The sequence below is a fragment of the Terribacillus sp. FSL K6-0262 genome, assembly GCF_037977385.1.
GTDB lineage: Bacteria > Bacillota > Bacilli > Bacillales > Amphibacillaceae > Terribacillus.
This window is the reverse complement of the sequence record NZ_CP150277.1, coordinates 2,610,045-2,633,459: the sequence shown is the minus strand read 5'-3', so window position 1 is coordinate 2,633,459 and position 23,415 is coordinate 2,610,045. Positions and strand designations below refer to the sequence as shown.

The following is a 23,415-nucleotide window of genomic DNA, read 5'->3' as shown; positions in this document are numbered from 1 at the left end:
TCTGCTCATCCTCGAAATAATTGCTTTCGGCCCCTGCTTATAAAAAACGCATGGAAAATAAAATCATAAATTCCCCTCAATGAATGCAAGGGTTTTATCTATAATGATTTGCTGATCATGATCAAGGGTGGCAACATGATAGCTATCATGCAAAGGATATATTGCTTTTCTCTCAGACCCGATTGCATCGTGAATGAGTTTGGCATTGACTGGAGGGACTACATGATCTTCATCGGAAACAAAGATGAGCGCTGGACATGTCACCTTGGAAAGATCCCTTTTAACCGCTTCCATTAACTGCAGTATTTCCTTAACAGATCGCACAGGAGTCTTTTCATAAGCTAGCTCTTTTATTCCGGTTTTTTTGATGTCAGAACCGATTGCATCCAGAAATCTTACATCTTGCAGCTCGTGCACACTCTCCATCGATGGCACCGATACAGCTGCATTGATTGGAATGATGGCACGGATATCAGGATGATTCTCTGCCATATATAAAGACAGCGTGCCTCCCATTGACAGCCCGGTAACAAAGATTGTGTCACATCGCTCCTTCAGCCAATGATAGCCCTCTTCAACGGATGCTATCCAGTCCTCATGAGAGGTTTGTTCCATATCTTCATAATGCGTCCCATGCCCGTAAAGCCGCGGACCGCAGACAGTGTAGCCTGCTTTGGCATACGCCTCTCCCAATGGGCGCATACTCTGGGTGGATCCTGTAAAACCATGGGATAGGAGAATCCCTATTTCATTTCCCTCATAGTAAAATGCCTCCGCACCCTTCAATACCGGAAACTGATTTGACATGCGATTCCTCCTTAACTCAATAAGCTTTTGGATATGCTTACAATGATCCTTCCATTTATGTTTGAAAACGCTTTCCATTTTCATGATACCGCCCCTTGTTTACTAAAGCAACGGAAATGTATTTGCATATAAAAAGAGGATGAGCTCAAATTCGCTCATCCTCTTGATGAATTATTTATTCAGGTTGTAGAAAGATGCAAGGCCGCCGTAGATGCCGGATGCTTTCAACTCGTCTTCGATACGAAGAAGCTGGTTGTATTTCGCAACGCGGTCCGTACGGGATGGTGCACCAGTCTTGATTTGGCCAGCGTTAGTCGCTACCGCGATGTCAGCGATCGTTGCATCTTCGGATTCACCGGAGCGGTGAGAGATGACAGCAGTGTAGCCAGCGCGTTTTGCCATTTCGATTGCATCGAATGTTTCTGTAAGTGTACCGATTTGGTTAACTTTAACAAGGATGGAGTTGCCAACGCCTTGCTCGATACCTTGTTTCAAACGTTTTGTGTTTGTAACGAACAAATCATCACCAACAAGCTGCACTTTACCGCCAAGACGGTCAGTCAATAGCTTGTGGCCTTCCCAGTCGTTCTCGTCCAAACCATCTTCGATAGAGATGATTGGGTATTTGCTAGTCATTTCTTCATACCAAGCAACCATTTCTTCGGAAGTGCGGACAACGCCTTCCCCTTTCAGGTTGTACTTGCCATCTTCGTAGAACTCGGAAGATGCAACGTCCATTGCAAGTTTCACTTCTTCGCCTGGTTTGTAACCAGCAGCTTTGATTGCTTCTACGATTGTTTCAAGTGCTTCTTCATTGGAAGAAAGGTTTGGTGCGAAACCACCTTCATCACCAACCCCAGTGTTCAAGCCTTTGGACTGAAGGACTTTCTTCAGGCTGTGGAAGATTTCCGCCCCCATGCGAAGTGCTTCTTTGAATGTAGGAGCTCCTACAGGCATGATCATGAATTCCTGGATATCAACGTTGTTATCCGCATGCTCCCCACCGTTCAGGATGTTCATCATCGGTGTTGGAAGTGTTTTGGAGTTGAATCCGCCAAGGTAAGTGTAAAGCGGTACACCAAGGTGATCTGCTGCTGCGTGGGCAACTGCCATGGAAACACCAAGGATTGCGTTGGCACCGAATTTACCTTTGTTTTCTGTACCATCAAGATCGATCAAAAGCTGGTCGATGATCACTTGGCGTGTAACATCGATACCGATCAATTCCGGAGCGATTTTTTCGTTTACGTTGGCAACTGCTGTTTGTACGCCTTTGCCCAGGTAACGATCTTTATCACCGTCACGAAGCTCGACTGCTTCGTATTCACCGGTGGATGCACCGCTTGGTACGATTGCAGAACCGAAAGCACCGGATTCTGTTAGGACTTCTACTTCTACTGTAGGGTTACCGCGGGAGTCAAGGACTTCGCGTGCATATACGTCAGTAATGTATGGCATTATTCATTCTCTCCTCTTATTTTTTGATTAGGCTTGAGCCTGTCATTTCTTCTGGTTTCTCGACATCCAATAGATCCAACAGGGTTGGTGACAAGTCGGCAAGGATACCGCCGCTGCGGAGCTCGACGCCTTCTTTCGTCACGATTACCGGAACCGGATTCGTTGTATGGGCAGTCATTGGTTTATCTTCCAATGTGACTACTTCATCCGAGTTGCCGTGGTCAGCCGTGATGATGGCATGACCGCCTTTTTCAATGATTTTGTCGACGATTTTGCCTAGGCATTCGTCAACTGCTTCGATTGCTTTCACAGTCGGCTCCAGCATGCCGGAGTGTCCAACCATGTCCGGATTGGCGAAGTTCAGGATGATCGCTTGGTGCTTGTCCTGATCCAAGTCATCGAGTAACGCGTCCGTCACTTCATATGCACTCATTTCAGGCTTCAGGTCGTATGTCGCAACTTTCGGGCTGTCGATCAGGATACGATCTTCACCAGGGAACTTCTCTTCGCGTCCGCCGCTCATGAAGAACGTCACATGCGGGAACTTCTCTGTTTCGGCAATACGCAGCTGTTTGATATTGTTCTGGGAAAGCACTTCACCGATTGTGTTATCCAAGTTGACCGGCTTGTACGCTACATCGCCGTCCACTGTCTCACTGAAATTCGTCATGCAGACAAACTGGTTGATAACAGGCGGATGTTCGCCTCTATCAAAGTCACGGAAGTCTTTGTTTGCGAATGTCCGTGAAATCTGGATGGCACGGTCCGGACGGAAGTTATAGAAGATGATGGAATCATCATCCTGTATTTTCGCTACCGGTTCGCCGTTTTCCTCTGTAATGACAGATGGAAGCACGAATTCATCATAGATTTCATTTTTATAGGAATCTTCGATGACATCGTACGGGCTCTTGTATGCAGGGCCTTCCCCATAAACCATTGCATCGTACGCTTTTTTTACACGATCCCAGCGTTTGTCGCGGTCCATGGAATAATAGCGTCCGGTAAGCGTTGCAATCTTCCCGACCCCGATTTCCTTGATTTTCGCTTCTGTCTGGTCGATGAATTCCTTTGCACTGCGCTGACCGACATCACGACCGTCGAGGAAGCCGTGGATGTATACTTTTTCCAATCCATGCTTTTGGGCAAGCTCAAGGAGAGCGAACATATGATCAATGTGACTGTGTACGCCGCCGTTGGATAAAAGACCGAAGAGGTGCAGACTCTTATCGTTCTTTTTCGCATGCTCGACTGCATTCACCAGCACTTCATTTTCATAGAAGTCTCCTTCTTTGATGGATTTATTCACACGGGTAAGGCTTTGGTATACGATGCGTCCGGCACCGATATTCAAGTGACCTACCTCGGAATTCCCCATCTGGCCATCAGGCAAGCCAACCGCCTCTCCGCTTGCCGTAAGCTGGTTATGCGGATACTTGTTCCAATAACGGTCGAAGTTCGGCTTTTTGGCATGCTTCACTGCATTACCCTTTTCCTCATCGCGGATACCGAATCCATCAAGGATGATAAGGGCAGCTAGTTTGTCCTGACTCATTTTGCACCAGCCTCCACAAGCGCTAGGAAGGAATCTGCTTCCAGGCTTGCACCGCCGACCAAAGCGCCGTCGATATCTGATTCTGCAAGAAGTTCATCCACATTTGCCGGCTTTACGCTTCCCCCGTATTGGATGCGTACAGCGTCAGCTGCTTCAGCGGAAACTTTCTCACTCACAACATTACGGATGAAGGTGCAGACTTCATTCGCTTGCTGTGCTGTTGCAGTTTTGCCGGTACCGATAGCCCATACAGGCTCGTAAGCAAGGATGACTTTTGCTACTTGTTCAGCAGAAAGGCCTTCCAATGCTTTTTCTACTTGGCCGCCGACTACTTCATTCGTTTTATCGCCTTCGCGCTCTTCAAGCGTTTCACCGATGCAGACGATCGGAGTGATGCCATGCTGCAATGCTGCATGTGTCTTTTTGTTTACAGATTCATCCGTTTCGTTGTAATACTCACGACGCTCGGAGTGACCGATCACCGCATATTCAACGCCGATGCTTTTTAGTGCTGCCGGGCTGATTTCACCAGTGAAGGCGCCGCTTTCTTCGTAGTGCATCGTTTGAGCAGCAATCTTAAGGTCTGTGCCTTCTGTTTGCTTCACCAATTCAGTCAAGTACAATGCTGGTGAACAAACGATTGCTTCCACTTTGTCACTGGATGGAATCTTCGCTTTTGTCGCTTCGATGAATTCCTTTGCTTCGGAAATTGTTTTGTTCATTTTCCAGTTTCCTGCGATTACGTTTTTACGCATTGTTTCCCATCCCTTCGTCTATTATTTATCGTCCAGTGCAGCTACGCCAGGAAGTTCTTTACCTTCCATGAATTCAAGGCTGGCTCCGCCGCCTGTGGAGATATGATCCATTTTGTCCGCCAGGCCGAATTTCTCTACAGCTGCAGCTGAGTCACCGCCGCCGATGATGGAGAATCCTTCCCCTTCGGCCAGTGCTTCACCGACTGCTTTCGTACCGCCGGAGAACGCGTTAAGCTCGAATACGCCCATTGGTCCGTTCCAGATGATCAATTTGGAATCTTGGACGATTTGTTTGTATTTTTCGCGTGTTTTCGGTCCGATATCAAGTGCTTCCCAATCTGCAGGGATTTCTTCGATACTTACTTCACGCTTGTTTGCATCCTCGGAGAAGTCATCTGCTACGATGACATCGACAGGCATCACCATGTTGACGCCTTTGTCTTTTGCCTTCTGCATGAATTCCTTCGCCAACTCGATTTTATCTTCTTCCAGCAAGGATTTTCCGATTTCGAAACCGCGTGCTTTCACGAAAGTATAAGAAAGGCCGCCGCCGATGATCAAGTTGTCGACTTTGTCGAGCAAGTTATCGATGACACCGATTTTGTCTTTGACTTTCGCCCCGCCGATGATTGCGGTAAATGGACGTTCCGGATCAGATAGCGCTTTACCCAGCACTTCCAATTCACGTTCAAGCAAAAGACCAGCTACTGCCGGGAGATGCTCCGCAATGCCTGCAGTGGAAGCATGCGCACGGTGTGCAGCGCCGAAAGCATCATTCACATAAACATCAGCCAAGGAAGCAAATGCTTTTGCCAATTCCGGATCATTCTTTTCTTCACCCGGCTCGAAGCGGACGTTCTCGATAAGAAGTACATCGCCATCAGCAAGGCTTGCTACGGCTTGGTTCACTTCTTCACCATGCACTTGATCCACTTTTGCGACTTCCTTATCCAGCAAGTCGCTCAGACGCTGTGCCACGGGATCCAAACGCAAGTCTTCCTTCACTTCGCCTTTCGGGCGGCCAAGGTGGCTTGCCAGGATCACTTTTGCACCTTGCTCGACAAGATGCTTGATTGTCGGAAGGGCAGCCTTGATCCGTGTATCATCGGTCACGGTGCCATTTTCCATTGGAACGTTGAAATCCACACGGCAGAAAACCTTCTTGCCAGCCACATCGATATCGCGGATTGATTTCTTGTTCATATCTACGCCTCCTCGAATACTTGTTACCTATGTATCTGTACCCTTATATGCATTCGCGATTGGCAGATAAGAAGAACAGGCATAGGCCAAAAGGGAGGGAGGTGCTCCTCCCTCCCTTTCTACCATTGCTTATTTACAATCAGATGCCTTTGCTTTTCAAGAATACAGCCAAGTCTACGCAGCGAGTGGAGTAACCCATTTCGTTATCGTACCAAGAAACAACTTTCACCATGTTATCTTCCAATACCATAGTGGAAAGTGCATCTACTGTGGAAGAGTTTTGGTTTCCGATGTAATCGGAAGATACAAGCGGCTCTTCGCTGTAGCCAAGAACGTGGCTAAGTTCGCCTTCGGCAGCTTCTTTCAAAGCAGCGTTAACTTCCTCGGCAGTCACGTTTTTGTCCAGTTCGGCAACCAAGTCGACGATGGAAGCATCAGCTACTGGCACACGCATAGCCATACCGTTCAATTTACCTTTCAATTCAGGCAATACTAGGGATACAGCTTTCGCAGCACCTGTAGTCGTCGGGATGATGTTTTGAGCTGCAGCACGTGCACGACGGTAGTCTTTGTGCGGCAGGTCAAGGATTTGCTGGTCGTTAGTGTACGCGTGAACTGTTGTCACTAGACCGCGATTGATTCCGAATGCATCATGAAGTACTTTTGCAACCGGAGCCAAGCAGTTAGTAGTACAAGAAGCGTTTGAAAGTACAGTATGCTCAGTTGGGTCATAGCTGTTTTCGTTGACACCCATAACGACAGTAAGGTCTTCACCTTTTGCTGGTGCAGAGATGATGACTTTTTTCGCTCCAGCTTCAACGTGTTTCTTCGCATCTTCACCATTTGTGAAAATACCAGTAGATTCAACTACTACTTCCACACCAAGGTCTCCCCAGCCAAGGTTAGCAGGATCGCGCTCGGAAAGAACTTTGATCTCTTTACCATCAACAACCAGGTTAGAGCCGTTGACAGATACTTCTGCATCAAGGATACCGTGTACAGAATCATACTTTAACAAATGGGCAAGCATATTCGCATCTGTAAGGTCGTTGATTGCAACTACCTCTGCTTCGCTGTTAGCAAGCGCTTGACGGAATACGTTACGTCCAATACGTCCAAAACCGTTAATACCAATTTTTACTGTCATGAAAATTTCCTCCTTGTAATAACTGAATGATTAAAGGGTCTGATGATCCTTTATTAACTGGTTCGCTGCCGCCTCATCGGTCACCAGGATATTGTTCTGTCCCAGTTTGAAATATGAGGCGATTGCACGAGCTTTCGAGGCACCGCCTGCAATAGCTATTACATGTTCTGCTTTATCCAAGTCCTCAAGCTGCAATCCGACCGTCCGTACACGATGGACCACATTCCCCTCAGCATCGAAGTAATAACCAAATGCCTCACTTACTGCGACACCACTTTGGATTTTCGCAACAAGCGGTGCAGGCGTCCGTCTCCGTTTCGCCATCGTCATGGCGTCACCGATACCGTGGATGACCACATTCGAACGGTTGATGATGGACAGGACTTCCTTGACGGAAGGCTCTTCGATAATTGTCTGATAAGATTCTTCCCCGATCGGATCAGGAACATACAGCAGTCTGTACTGACTTCTGGCACGTTTTGCCATGGCCGCACAAATCGTATTCGCTTCGTTTTCCACCTGCTCGCCGATACCTCCGCGTGCAGGCACGAACATGACATTCTCAGCTGTATGTATCGGCGGCATCGCTGCTGCCAGCGCTGCCATCGTGGTGCCTCCCGTCACTGCAACCGTGTAGTTCGGATGCAGCATCCCTTCCAGAAGCTGGGCACACCGTTTTCCCATCTCTTGTTTTACCCAATCCTGGGTATCACTATTACCGGGGACGACAATACAATTATCTATTCCTAGTGTTTCCCGGACACGCTGTTCCAAAACACTTATTTCAGAGGCTTCAAGCATAAAAGCTTTCAATTGCTCGTGAACTTCAAGTCCATCCTCGGTGATCTGCACTCCTTTTGTCGTCGTGTAGATCAATCCTTGGTTCTGCAGGAACTCGATTTCACCTCTGACTACCCGTTCTGCAAGATTCATGTTTTCAGCAAGGGTGCGACGTCCCAGCGGTCCCATTGTCTTAACGAATTGCAGGATGCCGTATCTTCGCTGCATAATTGTCAGGACATCAGGGAAAAGCTTTTTTTGTAGATCAATTATTGATCGCATAACATACCCCTTCTTTACTAAAGCCAAATGGGTCAAAAATGTCCCGGTATGTCATATATTGTCCCACTTGCTATAAAAAAAATTCCTCTTGCAGGATTATCATAACAGTAAGACCCTCTACATTCAACTTAAATCAACCGAAAAAAACAATTTATTCATATATTTATTTAACTTAACATTTTCATAACAAAAAGGCACCGACCTGAAGTCGATGCCTTTCTTCTATAATCATGTTAGAGCAGTTTCCGGGACTGCTGCTTGTGCTTTCTTTTCCCAAGGACGGGAACGCCATCTGCGATAAGCAAATATCCCGCGGAACCATTCATCGATCCCCATTGCAATCCAGACTCCAAGCAATCCGAGACCGAAGGATACGCCCAGTATATAGCTGAAGAGTACAGCACCCCCCCACATGCTGATGACACCGATGACAGCAGGGAATTTTGCATCACCTGCCGATTTAAGGGAGCTCATTAACACAATATTCATCGCGCGGCCAGGTTCGGTGAACGCGACCGCCCAAAGAATCGGGATCCCTACCGCTAAAATAGCGGGATCTTCGGTGAACATTTGCAGGATGGGCGCACCTGTCAAAGCGAAGGCCATGGAAACAATGAAAGATGCAATCATGGCAATCTTCAAAGTGCGCAATCCGCGCTTCAGCGCCCTATCGAACTGCCCGCCTCCGATATAGCGGGACACAAGCAGCTGCGTACCTTCGGCAATGGACATGGTGAACAAATAGCAGAGCATGGAAATATTATTGATATACACACGCGCTGCCAGGGAAGCATCCCCGAAATTCGCCACGATTGCCGTGATGACAATTTGGGAATACTGGTAAGAAAGATTTTCCGCCGCTGATGGCACACCGATGACAAGGATATCCTTGATATCTTTCACATGCATCTTGATCAGATTCGTTCCGGTGAAGCGAATCGCCAAGAAACGAGAAACAAAGTAGAACAATACAACCACCGCAAAAATACGGGCAATGACGATTGTCCAAGATACTCCGATAACTCCCGTCACCGGCATACCGAACAACCCAAAAATCGCTACTATATAACCTATCACACTCAATACATTCATCAAGACCGCCACGACCATGGATACTTTTGTACGGCCATTGGCACGCAGGATCGCACTCAGCGTCAAGGACAAAGATTCCAAAAACAAAGATGCCCCGCTTATTTTCACAAAGGTAGTCGCATATGCAAGCGTATCACCTTTCAAATCGAAGAAACCAAGAAATACTGAACCGAACAATACGACGACAGCAGAAACGATCAAACCGAACCAGAAGTTCATGCCGAATGCTGTCCGGGCTGTCTGCCGGGCATGCGCCAAATCTTCCGCACCGAGCTTCTGGCCGATGATGATCATGGAGGCAATAGACGTGACGTTAAAAACCAAAATAAAAATGCTAATCAGCTGATTGGCTACGCCGACTCCGGCAGCAGCTAAATCTGAGTAATGACTCAGCATCAGTGTAGCAACGATACCCATTCCCATATGAAGGGCCAATTCAATAAACAGTGGCCAAGAGATACGAAACAACGTTTGCTCAGATGTAGAAGTTGGATTACCCAACAGACATTCTCCTTTTCGTTTAAAATCAAACTCACTCTATATTAATCCTTTTTTTGAGAATGTAAAGGGCTTTGTTTAAAAAAGCCAAAAATTATTTTATATACCCCGGCCAGCAGTAAACAAACGCTTTTTACTAAAAAAATCATCATTCCATCAGGTATTTTTGCAATCGCTTCCAATGATTTCGATAAAAAACTTCTGTTATTGACATCCTGCAAATACTTTCAGACACAAAAAAGAATCTTCCAAAAGAAGATTCTTTTTTGTCGGCACTACATTTTTCAGGTCTGCATATCACGTTTAGGCGCTAATTCGACAGCTGCAGTAATTGCAGCCTTCATGCTTTTCGAATCCGCAATATTCTTACCTGCAATATCAAATGCTGTTCCGTGATCCACCGAGGTGCGAATGATCCCGCCCTTGAGTCCAACGGTGATATTGACGCCGTCTTCGATACCCATCACTTTTATCGGGGCATGTCCCTGATCATGGTAACAAGCGACAACGATATCAAAATCACCCCGGCCAGCCCGGAAGAACAAAGTATCGGCAGGATAAGGTCCCGAGGCATCGATGCCCTCTTCGCGAGCTTTCTGTATACCAGGCACAAGCTTCTCCTCTTCTTCCCCATTACCAAACAGACCATTCTCTCCCGCATGCGGGTTAATACCGCAGACAGCAATTTTCGGCCGTTCCTTCCCTGCCGCTGTCAGGGTATCATGTGCTAGCTTCAGCACTTTATAAGTCCTGTCAGGATTTATCCGATTAATCGCTTCTATTAAACCGACGTGGGTCGTCAAGTGAATCACCTTGAGATTCGGTGTCGTCAGCATCATGGAAAAATCCTCTGTATCGGTAAGCGCCGCCAGGATTTCTGTATGCCCAGGGTAAAGATGCCCGCCTTTATGAAGCGCTTCTTTATTCAGCGGAGCTGTACATATAGAATCAATCTCTTTTGCTTTGGCTAAAGCGACTGCCTTCTCCAAATATTTGTATGCAGCATCACCCGCCAGTGCAGAAACCTCCCCGAATGCCAAATCCTCCGGAAGCACGTCAAGGTCAACTACATCTATGACATTGAATTCATTTTTCGCTTGACTGACTTCTTCTATACTATTGATTTCTGCATTTGATCCCACAATCCCCAAAGCGCGCTTCAATATCTTTGCATCCCCGATGACAATCGGCTGACTTTCCCCGTATATTTCCTCATCCATCAATGCTTTCACAATGATTTCCGGACCGATTCCAGCTGCATCGCCCATCGTAATACCAATTACCGGTTTTGTATTCATACATGCACAACCCCTCTTAGTTTTTTGATTGCATCCTTAAATACGGTTTCTTTACCGAATCCGCCCGCTTTCGTGATCACGAACATGTCTTCCCTGCCGATGAAGGAGGATATCGGCACACCAGTTTCCAATTCGTCATATAAAACGAATCCGTTCGTATCCAGCAAATCACAAACCTGTTTTGCTGTATCGCCTCCTGTCATGACAAGACCTTGAAAAGTTCCCTTTTCTACAAGTGCCGCTATCACTTCACCAAGCATTTTTACAATCTCGTTGCTGACTTGCGTCCTATCCAAACCGAGCTTTCCGCCTAATTCCCTGGCCTTCGCGATATCATTTTCGCTTCCCGCCGTATAAATCGCAGGATCCAGCCCTTCATCAGCCGCTTCCTTTGCCAAGGAGATCACTCGCCTTATTTCCCTTTCTCTTTCTTCTATAGAAGAAACTGCTTTGGCAGAATCCAGACAGATTCCTTTTGTCGTTGTATCCGCCAGTAAAATCTCAAGCTGTCTTCTGGAATTTTTATTCACGCTTCCTACGACAGTCAGCACCTGCTTATTATGCAGAGGAATGATAAGTTCCCGTTTCTTTTCACTTTTCAAATCATAGAAGGATGGCAGATAACTCGCCAAACCGGCAGACCCTGCCCATGAAATGGAATGAGACAGGCTCTTCGTATGCTCCAGCAGCAGTTCCAGGTCTTTCTCCTGCTCAGAATCCGCCACTATATATTTGATGCCTCGCTGTTTGTACGCATCCAGTAAGTCCTTCAGCTGCTCTTTTTCCGATCGGAGAACATCCAGGGTGATCAATCCGATCTCTTCTCCTATGTCTTTCTTTATGAGCGTGGGTATATGCGCCTCAGCCACAGGTGTTTTCGGGTCATTGGCTATTTCTGTTTCATGCAGCAAAACACCATGGAGATAGTGATTACCTCTCACCACCGTCCTCCCATTCCTTGGGTAGCCTGGTGCAATGATGATGAAATCGGTTTGGATTGCATCCCCGAATGCCTTGATTTCCTTTCCGACATTTCCTCTCATAGTGGAGTCTATCTTTTTGTAAATAAAATCAAATCCTGCATCGATCAAAAACTCAGTAATCGATTTTATTTTATCAAAAGCTGTTCCTGGTTCTATGGAACGGCTGTCCGTATCGAATACTACAGCCTCTGCATCTTTCGCAGCTGCATAATCCCGTTCAAGAAATACTGCCGTATTCAGTCCTTCTTTTGCCAGCTGGACTCCGCTGTCATTTGCCCCAGTCAGATCGTCGGCAATGATTGCTAATTTCAAATTGAAGTCACCCCTATTTTGTTACCGTTTTCAAAAACCATAAAAATTATTTAATGTTTGAATCTAATGCCATTGTAATAGTTAGTGATTTATTATGCAACATTTTTTGGTTATATTTATATAAAACCTGCTAAAAAGAATACATCGAGATAATAATTGCATCTAAACACAAAAGTAACGTTGCATTATAAAACGAATTTCATTTCAAGACAAAGCTTTCTACTCTCGCAAAGTAAATCTATAACCCTTCATGGGAAGTGAATTATTTCGTTCCGTGTATTATGCTAAGGTTAGAATGATTTGTAGATAAGTTGCTGAACAAAGGAGAAAACATGAGCATAAAAATATTGTTTATCGCCCCTTATAACGGATTAAAAGAATTGGTCAACACCATGAAGGATGATTTCCCTGATTTAGATATAGATGTATTGGTCGGCGATCTGGAAGAAGGAGTGCGTTATGCGAAAGAAACATACCAGCAATATGATTTGATCATCAGCAGAGGAGGAACTGCTCGATACATAAAGAAAAGCGTCCCCATACCGGTAATTGAAGTGAAAGTCTCGGGTTATGATGTATTGAAGGTCTTGACCCTTGCGGATGGCTATCCGGGCAAAAGCGCCATCGTCGGCTTCTCCAATGTAGCACAAGGAGCAAGGACAATCGCCAGCCTCCTGGACATGGATATCAAAACAGTCGAAATCGACAGCGGCACAGAAGTCCACGCTACTTTGACTGACTTACAGGAAGCGGGCATTACATCGATCATCGGGGATACCATCACTGTCGAAACAGCAAAAAAAATCGGTCTTCACGGCATACTGATCACTTCAGGGACGGAAGCAGTACACGATTCTTTTGAAGAAGCCATACAAATATACGAACTGGCGAACGGCATGCAGAAAGAGATACAGCGATATAAGGAATTGCTGAGAAACGAACAAAATGCTTATATCCTGCTTGATGCCAATGGAAATATCGCAGAGCAAAATCATGCCGCCGACCAGTTTATCCGGAAAATGGGAACAGCGTTCAGACAAATTCGCAACGCAGCATTGGCTTGCATGGATACAAACACCAAAAACAGGAAAATGGTTACAACGAACGAAAGTACATTCGACATTCTCTTCTTGCCGTTTAAAGAGGGATTGTGCTGGATCAAAATAACAGATACACCGATTCGAACAGACGGGAATCAAGGAATTTATATTGAAGAAGTGACCGCAGGCATGGACAGGATCGGTTCGAGTAAAGAGATCCAAACAGTTCATAAAAAAATACAAGCAGCATCGGATCACAGCCTGCCTGTCTTGTTGATCGGCGAAAATGGAGTCGGAAAAAGCACGGCAGCCAAGGAAATACACCGGAGAAGCAGCAATTCACACCATCCATTTGCCACTGTCGTATGCGATGAAATCCCTGCAGGTTCTTGGAAAACGACTATCCATTCTGTATTGACAAACGAGCACTTTGGTACATGCTATCTGATCAATCTCGAAAATGTAAGCAATGACAGAATTCATGCTTTGGCGGACACCCTCAAGGAAAGGGTAACGGGCCCTCGGCTTATAGCTGGTATGGAACAAGAGAAATACAGATTCATGTTTCAGGATGATGACACTTTTCAATCTGTATTCAGCCGAGCAATGATTGAAATCCCCCCACTCAGGGAGCGGAAGGAGGATATCGAATCATGGGCGCATTACCTTATCTCCTATTTCAATACGGAACACGGAAGACAAATAGTAGGCTTCAGGGAAGGTGCATCAGCTTTATTGCGCGAATTCGAATGGCCAGGGAACATCAGGCAGCTGACAACAGCCATCAAACAGCTTGTAGCAGAGGCAGACGGGTTTTATATCGAAACAGCCTCCGTAGAAACACTGCTTCAAGCCATAAGCGCAGAAACACATACAGACACTCCTCTCTCCTTAACAGGAACGCTTGAGGAAATAGAAAAAAAAGTGATAAAGGCAGTTCTGAAAGAAGAAAATTACAATAAATCCAAAACAGCTGCGCGATTGGGTATCAATCGCTCTACCTTATGGCGTAAGCTGCAATCCTAACCAATACAATAAGAGGCAGCTCGTATCTGAGCTGCCTCTTATTGCATTATTCACCACACAAAACATCCTTTCTAACCCGAATTCATTTTTGTTTATTTTTGCAACTATTTTATAAATATATCTTGTATTAATTGGTGTAAGCATTTACAATAAATATTTGAAAGCGGTTAATATCCAAAAACGTTTCAAAATGAAACTATAGAAAAGGGTGTCTGTATGAAAATCAAGGCTACGTTAGAAAGAATCCCCGGCGGAATGATGGTTGTTCCCTTATTGCTCGCCGCAGTTTTAAACACATTTGCTCCTGATTTGCTTCGTATAGGAAACTTTACGCAAGCATTGTTTGTCGATGGTGCTTCCACACTGATTGCATTGTTCCTTTTATGCACCGGGGCACAAATCAATTTGAAATCATTTGGTCGTTCTTTAGGAAAAGGAGCTACATTACTATTCACTAAATGGGCAGTCGGAGCATTATTCGGATTGCTTGCCATCCTGTTTGCAGGAGAAGACGGATTGTGGCTGGGTATTGCGCCTATCGCCATGATTGCAGCAATGACTAACAGTAACGGCGGAATGTTCGTTGCACTTGTCGGTCAATACGGCAGCAAAGAAGACAGAGCGGCTTATTCTTTATTGGCACTCAATGATGGCCCTTTCCTTACAATGGTTGCCTTGTCCGTCTTCGGCGCGATGGGTTTTGTAAACGGTTTATTCTCGATCACTTCCTTCATCGCCGTACTTCTTCCCATCGTTGTCGGTATGGTTCTTGGTAATTTAGATGAAAATATGCGTCAGTTCCTTGAACGAGGAAGCTCCATGCTGATACCATTCTTTGCTTTTGCACTCGGAATGAGCATCGATTTCCGATCCATTATCGAAGGTGGTTTAAGCGGTATCATCCTTGGGCTGTTGACTGTATTCGTAACAGGTACTGCCGGCTACTTCGTGTTCAAGGCTCTCAAATGGAATCCGATTGTTGGTGCAGCAGAAGGTTCAACTGCTGGTAATGCAGTAGCGACACCAGCAGCGATCGCAGCAGCTAATGCAAGCTTTGCATCCGTAGTGGACATAGCTACAGTACAGGTTGCCGCCTCAGTTGTGACCACAGCAGTCCTGCTTCCGCTCTATGTCGGTTTCTTGGTGAAACGTTTGGAGAAAAAAGGCTATAAATTCGAACAAGACGCCCAAACAGAGTCAGGAAATGGTCATTCTGGAACAATGACCAACCAGGTGGGAAATCAAGCTTAAGGGCTTACGTAATATACAGAAGGTTCGTTTCGGAAATGACATCAACGGCCCTAGTGAGCGGGAAATATAAGAACAAGTGCTTTTAAAAACGCCCTCCTCATTCGGAAGGCGTTTTTAAAGCTAATTCTTTTTCCAATTCCCACTGCTTCAATTGCCGGCGCAAAATCTTTCCGCTGATTTGTGTTTTAGGCAGCTCTTCCATCACTTCGATCTCTCTCGGCGCAGCATGGGCGGCCAGGTTTTTGCGGACGAACAAACGCAGTGATTCGAGCAGCTCCGGTGTCTCCTCATAGCCATCACGCAATGTGATGAATGCTTTGACGATCTCCCCGCGGACAGGATCGGGTTTCCCGATCACACCCGCTTCTGCCACAGCGGGATGTTCAATCAGCTTGCTTTCCACTTCGAATGGTCCGATTCGCTCCCCGGAGGAATTGATCATATCGTCATTCCGTCCTTGGAAAAAGATATAACCGTCTTCATCCTTCAAAGCCAAATCCCCGGAAATATACCAGCCTGGATAGACAAAGTAACTATCATACTTGCCCCTGTCGCCCCAGATATCATGCATCAGTCCTGGCCATGGAGTCTTGACGGCCAGCTGGCCAATCGTATTGGGCGGCAATTCGTTCCCTTCTTCATCCAGGATGCCGACCTGGATACCTGGGAATGCACGTCCCATCGAACCAGGCTTAATAGGTTCCGAGGGCAGGTTGACGATGATATGCCCACCCGTTTCCGTCATCCACCACGTATCATGGATTCGCAGCTGCAAGTTTTCCCAAGCCCATGTGATGACTTCCGGATTGAGCGGCTCTCCGACACTGAGGATGTGACGCAAGCTGGAAAGATCATAATCCTTATACAAATCACCTTTTGCTTTCAGCAGACGAAAAGCAGTCGGGGCGCTGTAAAGTGTCGTCACTTTCAGGTCTTCAATGATTTTATACCAAGATTCCGCCTTGAATCTCCCTCCTTGAATGACGATTGTCGCCCTGTTCAGCCAAGGGGCGAAGAGCCCATAAACGCTACCCGTGACCCAGCCTGGATGGGAGGTGCACCAATAGACATCATCATCCTGTATATCCAGTACCCATTTCCCCGAAATAGCATGATGGATCAAAGAACGATGTACATGCAGCACGCCCTTCGGCTTCCCGGTCGAACCGCTTGTGTAATGAATCAGCAGACCGTCTTCTTTGTCAACCCACTCCACGTCTCCGGAAATGGACGAATCGGGCTGAGCGGCATTCATGTCTTCTATTAATAGGATTTCCTTCAAGGAAGGGATATCCTCTGCAGGTACCCGCTTGATCAAATCCTGATCTGTAATGAGCAGGGTACCGCCGCAATCATTGATACGATCCCGTACAGCATCTTCCATGAATGCCTCGAACAGCGGTCCCGCAATGGCACCGATCCGGATCGTTGCCAAGATGGCAACATAGCATTCGGGATTTTTCGGAAGAAAGATGAAAACACGGTCTCCTTTGGCTACACCATGCGAGCGGAGGACTTTTGCATAGTGTTCGATTTTTTGCTGCAGTTCCGCAAATGTCAGACTGGATTCCAGCACTCCGTCCTTCACATAATGCAATGCAGTCTTTGCGCCATAGCCTTCTGCTACATGGCGGTCGACAGCTTCATAGGAAGCGTTGCATTTTCCGTTTTTTCTGCTGAGCAGTTCTTCTTCAAGCGCTTTCCAGTCGTGACTGCTCACTGCCTCTTGATAGCTTGGCAGATTATGCTTTCTGTCCGATTTCGGTGACAAGGTTATAGTCATAAATCTGTTCCTTCCCTTCCAGTAAATCCAGTATGTCTTCCTTCCATTTTCCGAGTGCCGCACTGCCGCGGGAGCGCGGCCTTGATAATGCTATTTTCAGATCCTTTGCCAACGTGGATGGCCTGCCTTGTAAAAGCAAGACACGATCGCTCAAATACAGGGCTTCGTCGATATCATGCGTGACGAGGATGATCGTCGTGCCGAATTCCTCCCAAATCTTCAAGAGGAGCTCTTGCAGCTGCATCTTTGTGAATGCATCCAATGCACTGAATGGCTCATCCAGCAGCAGGATATCCGGTTCCGTGACAAGGGCGCGGGCAATGGCAGCCCGCTGTGCCATCCCTCCCGAAAGCTCACGCGGATATAGTTTTTCTGCTTCCTTCAGCCCTACCAGCTCCAAATACCGGCGAGCTTTTTCTTCATTGTTTTTCCGGTCGCCATTCAAGCCGAAAGCGGCATTGGCCAATACCGTTTTCCACGGCAAGAGCCGCGGCTCCTGAAAGATAAACCCGACACGCTGGTCGGATGGGATGGTGATGTTCCCTTCATAATCCGGATCCAGTCCGGCCAGGGCCCGCAGGACTGTACTTTTACCGCAGCCGCTTGTACCGAGAAGGCTGACGATTTCTCCTTTTCCGACTGTGAAATTCACTTGCTGTATAACCTGCTTTTCCCCAAAACGCCTTCCCAGCTTATCCACTTGCAATGTCATGCTGAATCCTCCCTTGTCATTTCGCTAATACGGTATCCTGCCAATGAAGTGATCGTTTCTGGATGAGCTTCAACACCCAATCCGTCAATTTCCCAAGCAGGGCAAACAAGAAAATGCTGGCAATGATCACATCGGGAGCGTATGTGTTCTGCCCTAAAATAAGAAGATAGCCAAGCCCTTGGCTGGCACCCATGATTTCCGCAGCAACGACGAACATCCACCCCAGGCCAAGACCACTGCGCAATCCGGTAAGGAAAGAAGGCAATGATGCAGGAAGGATGATCCTTCTTACGAGAGCCATCCCATCCAGCCCATACATCCTTCCTACTTCGATCAGCTTACGATCAACGCCGCGAATCCCATCGACGATGTTCAAATAGACCGGGAAGAATACGCCGACCGCGATCAATGTCACCTTCGACGGTTCGCCGATCCCCATCCAGAGGATGAATAAAGGCACCCACGCCAGTGAAGGTATCGAACGGAACGCTTGAATCAGCGGATCAAAAAACTTTTCGGCAAGCTCCGAATAACCTACAAGGGTTCCCAAAAGGATAGCTGCTGCGGTTCCGATGATGAAACCGATGAATAAACGGTAAACGGTAAGCAATACATGATCCTGCAGAGTGCCATCCTGCAAATAAGCGATGATCGTTGACAGGATCTTACTCGGGGCAGGAAGCTGATAGGCAGGAATGACTCCTGCCCTGCTCAATACTTCCCACGCTGCCAGCAGGACAATCGGCAGCAAGGAACCAAGCAGTGCAGGATGCGTCCTTAATTTCTTCCACATAAATCATCATTCCTCCCCAAGATCTTCTGCGTATTTCGGTTCGATATAACTATCCACCGTTTCCGCTACATCTTTGCTGCCTTTCCATAGATTCGCTTTTTCCAGGACAGCACCTGATTGATTCAGGATCTCCCGCTGGGTATCACCCGGGACGGATTCCGAGAAATCATTACGTTCCAGCTGCTTTGCTGCTACTTCCTGGCTGATATTTGCCTCTTTGGCAACAATTTCAGCTGTCTCTTCCGGATTTTCTTCGATCCAGGCCCTTGCTTTGTCATAAAGCTTCAAGACTTCCTTCACTTCTTCGGGATGATTCTCAGCGAATTCTTCGCGGACATTCAGGAAATTATAAGTGTTGAAATCTTCGTTTCGATAGAATAATTGCGTATCACTTTCCAATTCCAGCTTTGCCATATGGGGATCAAGGCCTGCCCATACATCCACATCACCGGAAAGCAGCGCACTCGCTCCATCGGCATGCTGCAAATTGACGATTTGGACATCTTGTTCATCCAGACCTGCTTCCTGCAAGGAACGCTGCAGGAAGATATATGGATCGGTACCGACAGTTGCGGCTACCTTTTTCCCCTTGAGATCGGCCGGCTCCTTGATGTCGCTATCCTTTGTTGTGACCAATGCTGTCCACTCCGGCTTCGATGCCAGGTATATACCTTTTATCGGATTGCCATTCGCCTTGGCGAGCAAGGCCGCACTGCCTGCTGTGGAACCAAAATCCACACTGTTGCTGTTCAGGAATTCCAGTGCCTTGTTGCTCCCTTGACTTAGTGTCCAAGTCACCTCGATGCCTTGATCCTTGAACGCTTCTTCTGCCCAGCCTTTATTTTTGATCACCAAGCTGGCCGGGGAATAATAGGCGTAATCCAAACGAATCTGTTTAAGGTCTCCTGATGCTGAGCTTGAATTACCGCAGGCTGCCAGGAAGACAACCGCTAAAACGCTGAGTAAAGCTAGTAAACTTCTTTTATCTATGAGGGGAATCTTATTCATCGATTGCTACTCCTTTATCATCCAGTTCGCATGCATAGGTGCTGATCGTTCCGCGCAAGCGCTGCGCTTCTTTATAGGTGCAGCGGTTGTGGACCACTTCCAATCCCGCTTCACGCGCAATCGCGGCTGCTTCCGGGGAGACGACACCTTCCTGCAGCCAGAATATTTCCGGACGGACCTCGGCTGCTTCCTTTGCCAGCTCCACAGCCGCTTCCGGACTGCGGAAGATTTGGGCTATATCGATTTTCCCTGGTACACTTTTCAAATCCGGGTAAGCTTTCTCTCCCAGGACAGTTGTTTCGGCAGGATTTACCGGGATGATTTTGTAACCGAGGCGCTGCATCTTCCGAGCCAAACGATTGCTTGGACGCTGCTCCTTGCTGCTCAGCCCTACTACTGCAATCGTTTTTTGGCGCCCTTGGGCATCCGTTGCACTGCCGAGCGCTTCCCGGATGACAGCTTCATCATTGATCACGATTTTCCGGGATTCCGAACGGATTCCAGTAGCCTTCTCCAATGCACGATCCAAATCATGGATAAGATCATCCACTGCTTCAATCCCGACGGACAGCCGCACCAATTCCTCTTTTACCCCCGTAGCTGCCAATCCCTCGGCATCCAGCTGCAGATGTGTCGTGGAGGCAGGGTGGATGATCAATGATTTGGCATCGCCCACATTGGCAACATGGGACCAAAGGGCGACATTATTGATCAAAGCAGCACCAGCTTCCCTGCCTCCCTTGATGCCAAAGTTGACAATGGAACCAGCACCGGATGGAAGCACTCTTTTGGCGATTTCATGGGATGGATGGCTGCTGAGCCCCGGATAAGCGACCCAATCGACTGCCGGATGCCGTTCAAGGTAATCTGCCAGCTTTTCTGCATTTTGTACATGGCGTTCCACTCGTAAATGCAATGTCTCCAAGCCTTGGATCAGCTGCCATGCATTGAACGGACTAAGGGCAGCCCCAAGATCGCGCAGCAATTGGACACGCAATTTTGTACTGAAAGCAAGCGTACCGAAGTCAAATGCATAGCGGATGCCATTGTAACTCGGATCCGGCTCGGTGAATGTCGGAAACTTCGGTGAATTCCAATCAAATCGGCCCCCATCGACGATCAATCCCCCGATGGAAGTACCATGACCGCCGATCCATTTCGTTGCACTGTGCACGACGATATCCGCACCAAGCGTTATCGGTTTGCTAAGGATAGGTGTGGCAAACGTACTGTCGACAATGAGGGGGATCCCGGCATCATGTGCCACTTCCGCGACTGCTTCCACATCCAGCACATGCAGGCTGGGATTTCCGATGATTTCTGCAAATACAGCTTTTGTTTTGTCTGTGATCGCCGCGCGGAATGCCTCCGGATCGGTCGGATCGACGAATTTGACAGTGATTCCGTAGCGAGGGAGCGTAGTCTGGAATAGGTTATACGTCCCTCCGTATAAATTCGTTGCTGCTACGATTTCATCCCCGGCGCTTGCCAGATTGAGGATGCTGTAGCTGATGGCTGCCATTCCGGATGCAACACCGACTGCTGCGACGCCATCTTCCAGCAAAGCAATTCGTTTTTCCAGAACATCGACGGTAGGGTTGCCGATTCGGGAATAGATATTTCCCGGCTCATCCAGTGCGAATAGACGCTCTGCATGATCTGTATCATGGAACAAGTAAGAAGTGGTCTGGTAAAGCGGCACCGCTCTTGAGCCTGTCGTCGGATCCGGCGCTTGCCCGCCATGCAATGCTAGTGTTTCTGCTTTATATACTTGATCTGTCATTTTGTCATTCCTCCAGTTTATATAGATGAAAAAAGCAGCTCCCGGTAAGAAGCTGCTGCTTATGCACGAAACTCCTTATCTCCCAAACTTCCGTTTGCTGGATGTAGCACCTTAAAAGCCATTTCCGCTTACAGGTTGCCGGGTTTCATCGGGCCAGTCCCTCCACCTCTCTTGATAAGTCAATATGAAATTTTCATCGGCTGCTCGAGTACCTCCCTGATATGGTGTCCCCACTTCTCGAACTCCAGCAGAAAACCATCATGCCCATAGATTGTATCCACATCCACATGCCTTCCCCTTGGAACTGCCGCAGCAAAGCGGCTTATCTCCTCTGGAGGAAATAGCAGATCTCTTGAAAATCCGAATGTCAGCACAATTGCGTCTATTCTCCGGGCGGCTGCTTGCCATCCTCCTCTTCCCCTGCCGATATCATGACTGTTCATCGCTTCCAATAAAGTCATATAGCAGTTGGCATCAAAGCGATTGACCAGCTTCTCTCCTTGATAGTTCAAATACGATTCCACCTCGTAAGCTGCATCATCCCTCCGGGAGGCAGCACGGCGGAAACGTTCATTATATTGATGGTCGGAACGGTAAGTAAGCATCCCCACCATCCGCGCAAGTCCGAGACCGGCCGCAGGTAATCTGTCCGGTGTATAGTATCCATCGTTCCAATCGGGATCGGAGGTGATGGCTGTCTTAGCCAAATGGTTATACGCAATCGCATAATCACTCACAAAGGGGGTTGCTGCGAGCGGAATCAGCACATCCATGAAATCAGGGTACATGACGCCCCATTCCAGTACTTGCATCCCTCCCAATGATCCGCCGATTACTGCCTTTAGATGAGCAATTCCCAGTTTCTCCAAGGCAAGACGCTGCACCAAAACCATGTCCCTGATCGTTATTGCCGGAAAGGCTGCCGCATACCTGCTTCCCGAATCCGGGTTTACCGACAATGCACTCGTTGTCCCATTGCACCCGCCCAATACATTGAATGTAATCACTTGGTATCGGCGGGTATCGATGTATCCGCCCGGCTGCAGCAATCCATTCCACCATCCAGTTGCTGCATCAGTTCCGATTGCAAACTGATCTCCCGTCAACGCATGACAGACAAGCACCGTTTCTCCCGAAGCGGGTCCGCTTTTTTCAAAAGCCACCTCGACGTTTGGCAGGATATTGCCTGATTCAAGCACAATATCCCCGATGAGAAGTTTGCCGGTTTGGTATGACTGTTGTAAATCCATTCTCCGCATGCTTCCTCCCCCCAACTAAAAAAGCCACCCTGAGAGGACAGGGTGGCAATATGTACCGACATGTCTCTCTCATCTCTAAAGTGCTCTGCGCACTTTCAGGAATTAGCACCTTAAAAGCATTTCTGCTTGCAGGTTGCCGGGCATCATCGGGCCAGTCCCTCCGCCTCTCTTGATAAGAGCTTGCTATTGATTTGTTAACAGGATTGTAGCATGGGGTTCTTATAGGAGTCAACTATAAATTCTGAAATTTCCATCAGGATATTCTTCCCGGAAATTTGGACGCCCCGCATCGGCAATTGCCGATGCGGGGCTTAAAATGTAACTTTTTCTATTGTTATGCGAGAATGCCTAATACATTCTCCTGCCGCGGTACTTGTTCCACATGGTAGTTTTCACTTAAACGATGCAATCCCTACCTCTATTGCATCCTTACGGCTCCTTGGCCGCTCCAGTCTGAATAAGTACTTCTGATTAAAACTATAGCAGAATGCCAGAGATCTTCAATAAAGTTACTCAAATATTGAAGACGTTAATTATTCTATCATGCTTTACAATTACTGTCAAACCACCGATGCAGATGTACTCCCCTC

Annotated in this window: 18 protein-coding genes and 2 riboswitches; of the genes, 2 read left to right on the top strand and 16 right to left on the bottom strand. The window is 47.3% G+C overall.

Translation table 11 applies throughout. The features are described 5' to 3' along the window. Positions 1-63: 63 nt before the first annotated feature. From MHI54_RS13415 to MHI54_RS13370, 10 genes are all read right to left on the bottom strand, one after another. Complete coding sequence (locus MHI54_RS13415) at positions 64-807, bottom strand: alpha/beta fold hydrolase (protein WP_095215860.1); 744 nt, start codon at positions 805-807, stop codon at positions 64-66. 171 nt (positions 808-978) lie between these two features. Further along, positions 979-2,265, bottom strand: coding sequence for a phosphopyruvate hydratase (gene eno / locus MHI54_RS13410; RefSeq protein WP_095215859.1), 1,287 nt, complete (start codon positions 2,263-2,265; stop codon positions 979-981). A 16-nt stretch (positions 2,266-2,281) separates the two neighbouring features. Continuing rightward, on the bottom strand, positions 2,282-3,820 hold the full coding sequence (gpmI, locus tag MHI54_RS13405; protein WP_095215858.1) for a 2,3-bisphosphoglycerate-independent phosphoglycerate mutase: 1,539 nt from the start codon (positions 3,818-3,820) through the stop codon (positions 2,282-2,284). Continuing rightward, positions 3,817-4,575, bottom strand: coding sequence for a triose-phosphate isomerase (gene tpiA / locus MHI54_RS13400; RefSeq protein WP_095215857.1), 759 nt, complete (start codon positions 4,573-4,575; stop codon positions 3,817-3,819). The genes gpmI and tpiA overlap by 4 nt, the downstream gene beginning before the upstream one ends. 21 nt (positions 4,576-4,596) lie before the next feature. Then, on the bottom strand, positions 4,597-5,778 hold the full coding sequence (locus MHI54_RS13395) for a phosphoglycerate kinase (protein WP_095215856.1): 1,182 nt from the start codon (positions 5,776-5,778) through the stop codon (positions 4,597-4,599). Positions 5,779-5,917: 139 nt separating this feature from the next. Further along, the gene (gene gap / locus MHI54_RS13390; RefSeq protein WP_095215855.1) at positions 5,918-6,925 is read right to left on the bottom strand and encodes a type I glyceraldehyde-3-phosphate dehydrogenase; all 1,008 of its coding nucleotides are present in this window, start codon (positions 6,923-6,925) and stop codon (positions 5,918-5,920) included. Between the two features lie 30 nt (positions 6,926-6,955). After that, the gene (locus tag MHI54_RS13385) at positions 6,956-7,987 is read right to left on the bottom strand and encodes a sugar-binding domain-containing protein (RefSeq protein ID WP_095215854.1); all 1,032 of its coding nucleotides are present in this window, start codon (positions 7,985-7,987) and stop codon (positions 6,956-6,958) included. Between the two features lie 228 nt (positions 7,988-8,215). After that, positions 8,216-9,580: an MATE family efflux transporter gene (locus MHI54_RS13380; RefSeq protein ID WP_340081853.1), complete on the bottom strand. Its 1,365-nt coding sequence runs from the start codon at positions 9,578-9,580 to the stop codon at positions 8,216-8,218. A 281-nt stretch (positions 9,581-9,861) separates the two neighbouring features. Then, a complete protein-coding gene (pdxA, locus tag MHI54_RS13375; protein WP_095215999.1) occupies positions 9,862-10,875 on the bottom strand; it encodes a 4-hydroxythreonine-4-phosphate dehydrogenase PdxA in 1,014 nt (337 codons plus the stop codon). Next, positions 10,872-12,170 carry a four-carbon acid sugar kinase family protein gene (locus MHI54_RS13370; protein ID WP_095216000.1) on the bottom strand — a complete coding sequence of 433 codons (1,299 nt, stop codon included), beginning with the start codon at positions 12,168-12,170 and terminating at the stop codon, positions 10,872-10,874. Before MHI54_RS13370 ends, pdxA begins: the two co-directional genes overlap by 4 nt. A gap of 332 nt (positions 12,171-12,502) precedes the next feature. Between MHI54_RS13370 and MHI54_RS13365 the strand changes: the two genes are divergently transcribed. Both MHI54_RS13365 and MHI54_RS13360 read left to right on the top strand, forming a co-directional pair. Continuing rightward, positions 12,503-14,236 carry a PrpR N-terminal domain-containing protein gene (locus tag MHI54_RS13365; RefSeq protein WP_340081845.1) on the top strand — a complete coding sequence of 578 codons (1,734 nt, stop codon included), beginning with the start codon at positions 12,503-12,505 and terminating at the stop codon, positions 14,234-14,236. Positions 14,237-14,452: 216 nt separating this feature from the next. Beyond that, positions 14,453-15,487 (top strand): 2-keto-3-deoxygluconate permease, encoded by a 1,035-nt coding sequence (locus MHI54_RS13360; protein WP_095216002.1) that lies wholly within the window; start codon positions 14,453-14,455, stop codon positions 15,485-15,487. Positions 15,488-15,584: 97 nt separating this feature from the next. Here MHI54_RS13360 and acsA read toward each other — a convergent pair whose 3' ends face one another. The 6 genes from acsA to metX form a co-directional block, all read right to left on the bottom strand. Further along, positions 15,585-17,270 carry an acetate--CoA ligase gene (acsA, locus tag MHI54_RS13355; RefSeq protein WP_095216003.1) on the bottom strand — a complete coding sequence of 562 codons (1,686 nt, stop codon included), beginning with the start codon at positions 17,268-17,270 and terminating at the stop codon, positions 15,585-15,587. Continuing rightward, positions 17,230-17,982, bottom strand: coding sequence for an ABC transporter ATP-binding protein (locus tag MHI54_RS13350; RefSeq protein ID WP_095216004.1), 753 nt, complete (start codon positions 17,980-17,982; stop codon positions 17,230-17,232). The genes acsA and MHI54_RS13350 overlap by 41 nt, the downstream gene beginning before the upstream one ends. A 16-nt stretch (positions 17,983-17,998) precedes the next feature. After that, positions 17,999-18,775, bottom strand: coding sequence for an ABC transporter permease (locus MHI54_RS13345; protein WP_233135023.1), 777 nt, complete (start codon positions 18,773-18,775; stop codon positions 17,999-18,001). A gap of 6 nt (positions 18,776-18,781) precedes the next feature. Continuing rightward, positions 18,782-19,783, bottom strand: coding sequence for an aliphatic sulfonate ABC transporter substrate-binding protein (locus MHI54_RS13340; RefSeq protein ID WP_233135024.1), 1,002 nt, complete (start codon positions 19,781-19,783; stop codon positions 18,782-18,784). Further along, the gene (locus MHI54_RS13335) at positions 19,776-21,566 is read right to left on the bottom strand and encodes a PLP-dependent aspartate aminotransferase family protein (RefSeq protein ID WP_340081838.1); all 1,791 of its coding nucleotides are present in this window, start codon (positions 21,564-21,566) and stop codon (positions 19,776-19,778) included. Before MHI54_RS13335 ends, MHI54_RS13340 begins: the two co-directional genes overlap by 8 nt. 72 nt (positions 21,567-21,638) lie before the next feature. Then, positions 21,639-21,747, bottom strand: a riboswitch (SAM riboswitch). Further along, positions 21,746-22,816: a homoserine O-acetyltransferase gene (gene metX / locus MHI54_RS13330; protein WP_095216006.1), complete on the bottom strand. Its 1,071-nt coding sequence runs from the start codon at positions 22,814-22,816 to the stop codon at positions 21,746-21,748. Its footprint overlaps the riboswitch before it by 2 nt. Before the next feature lie 75 nt (positions 22,817-22,891). After that, positions 22,892-23,004, bottom strand: a riboswitch (SAM riboswitch). Positions 23,005-23,415 lie beyond the last annotated feature (411 nt).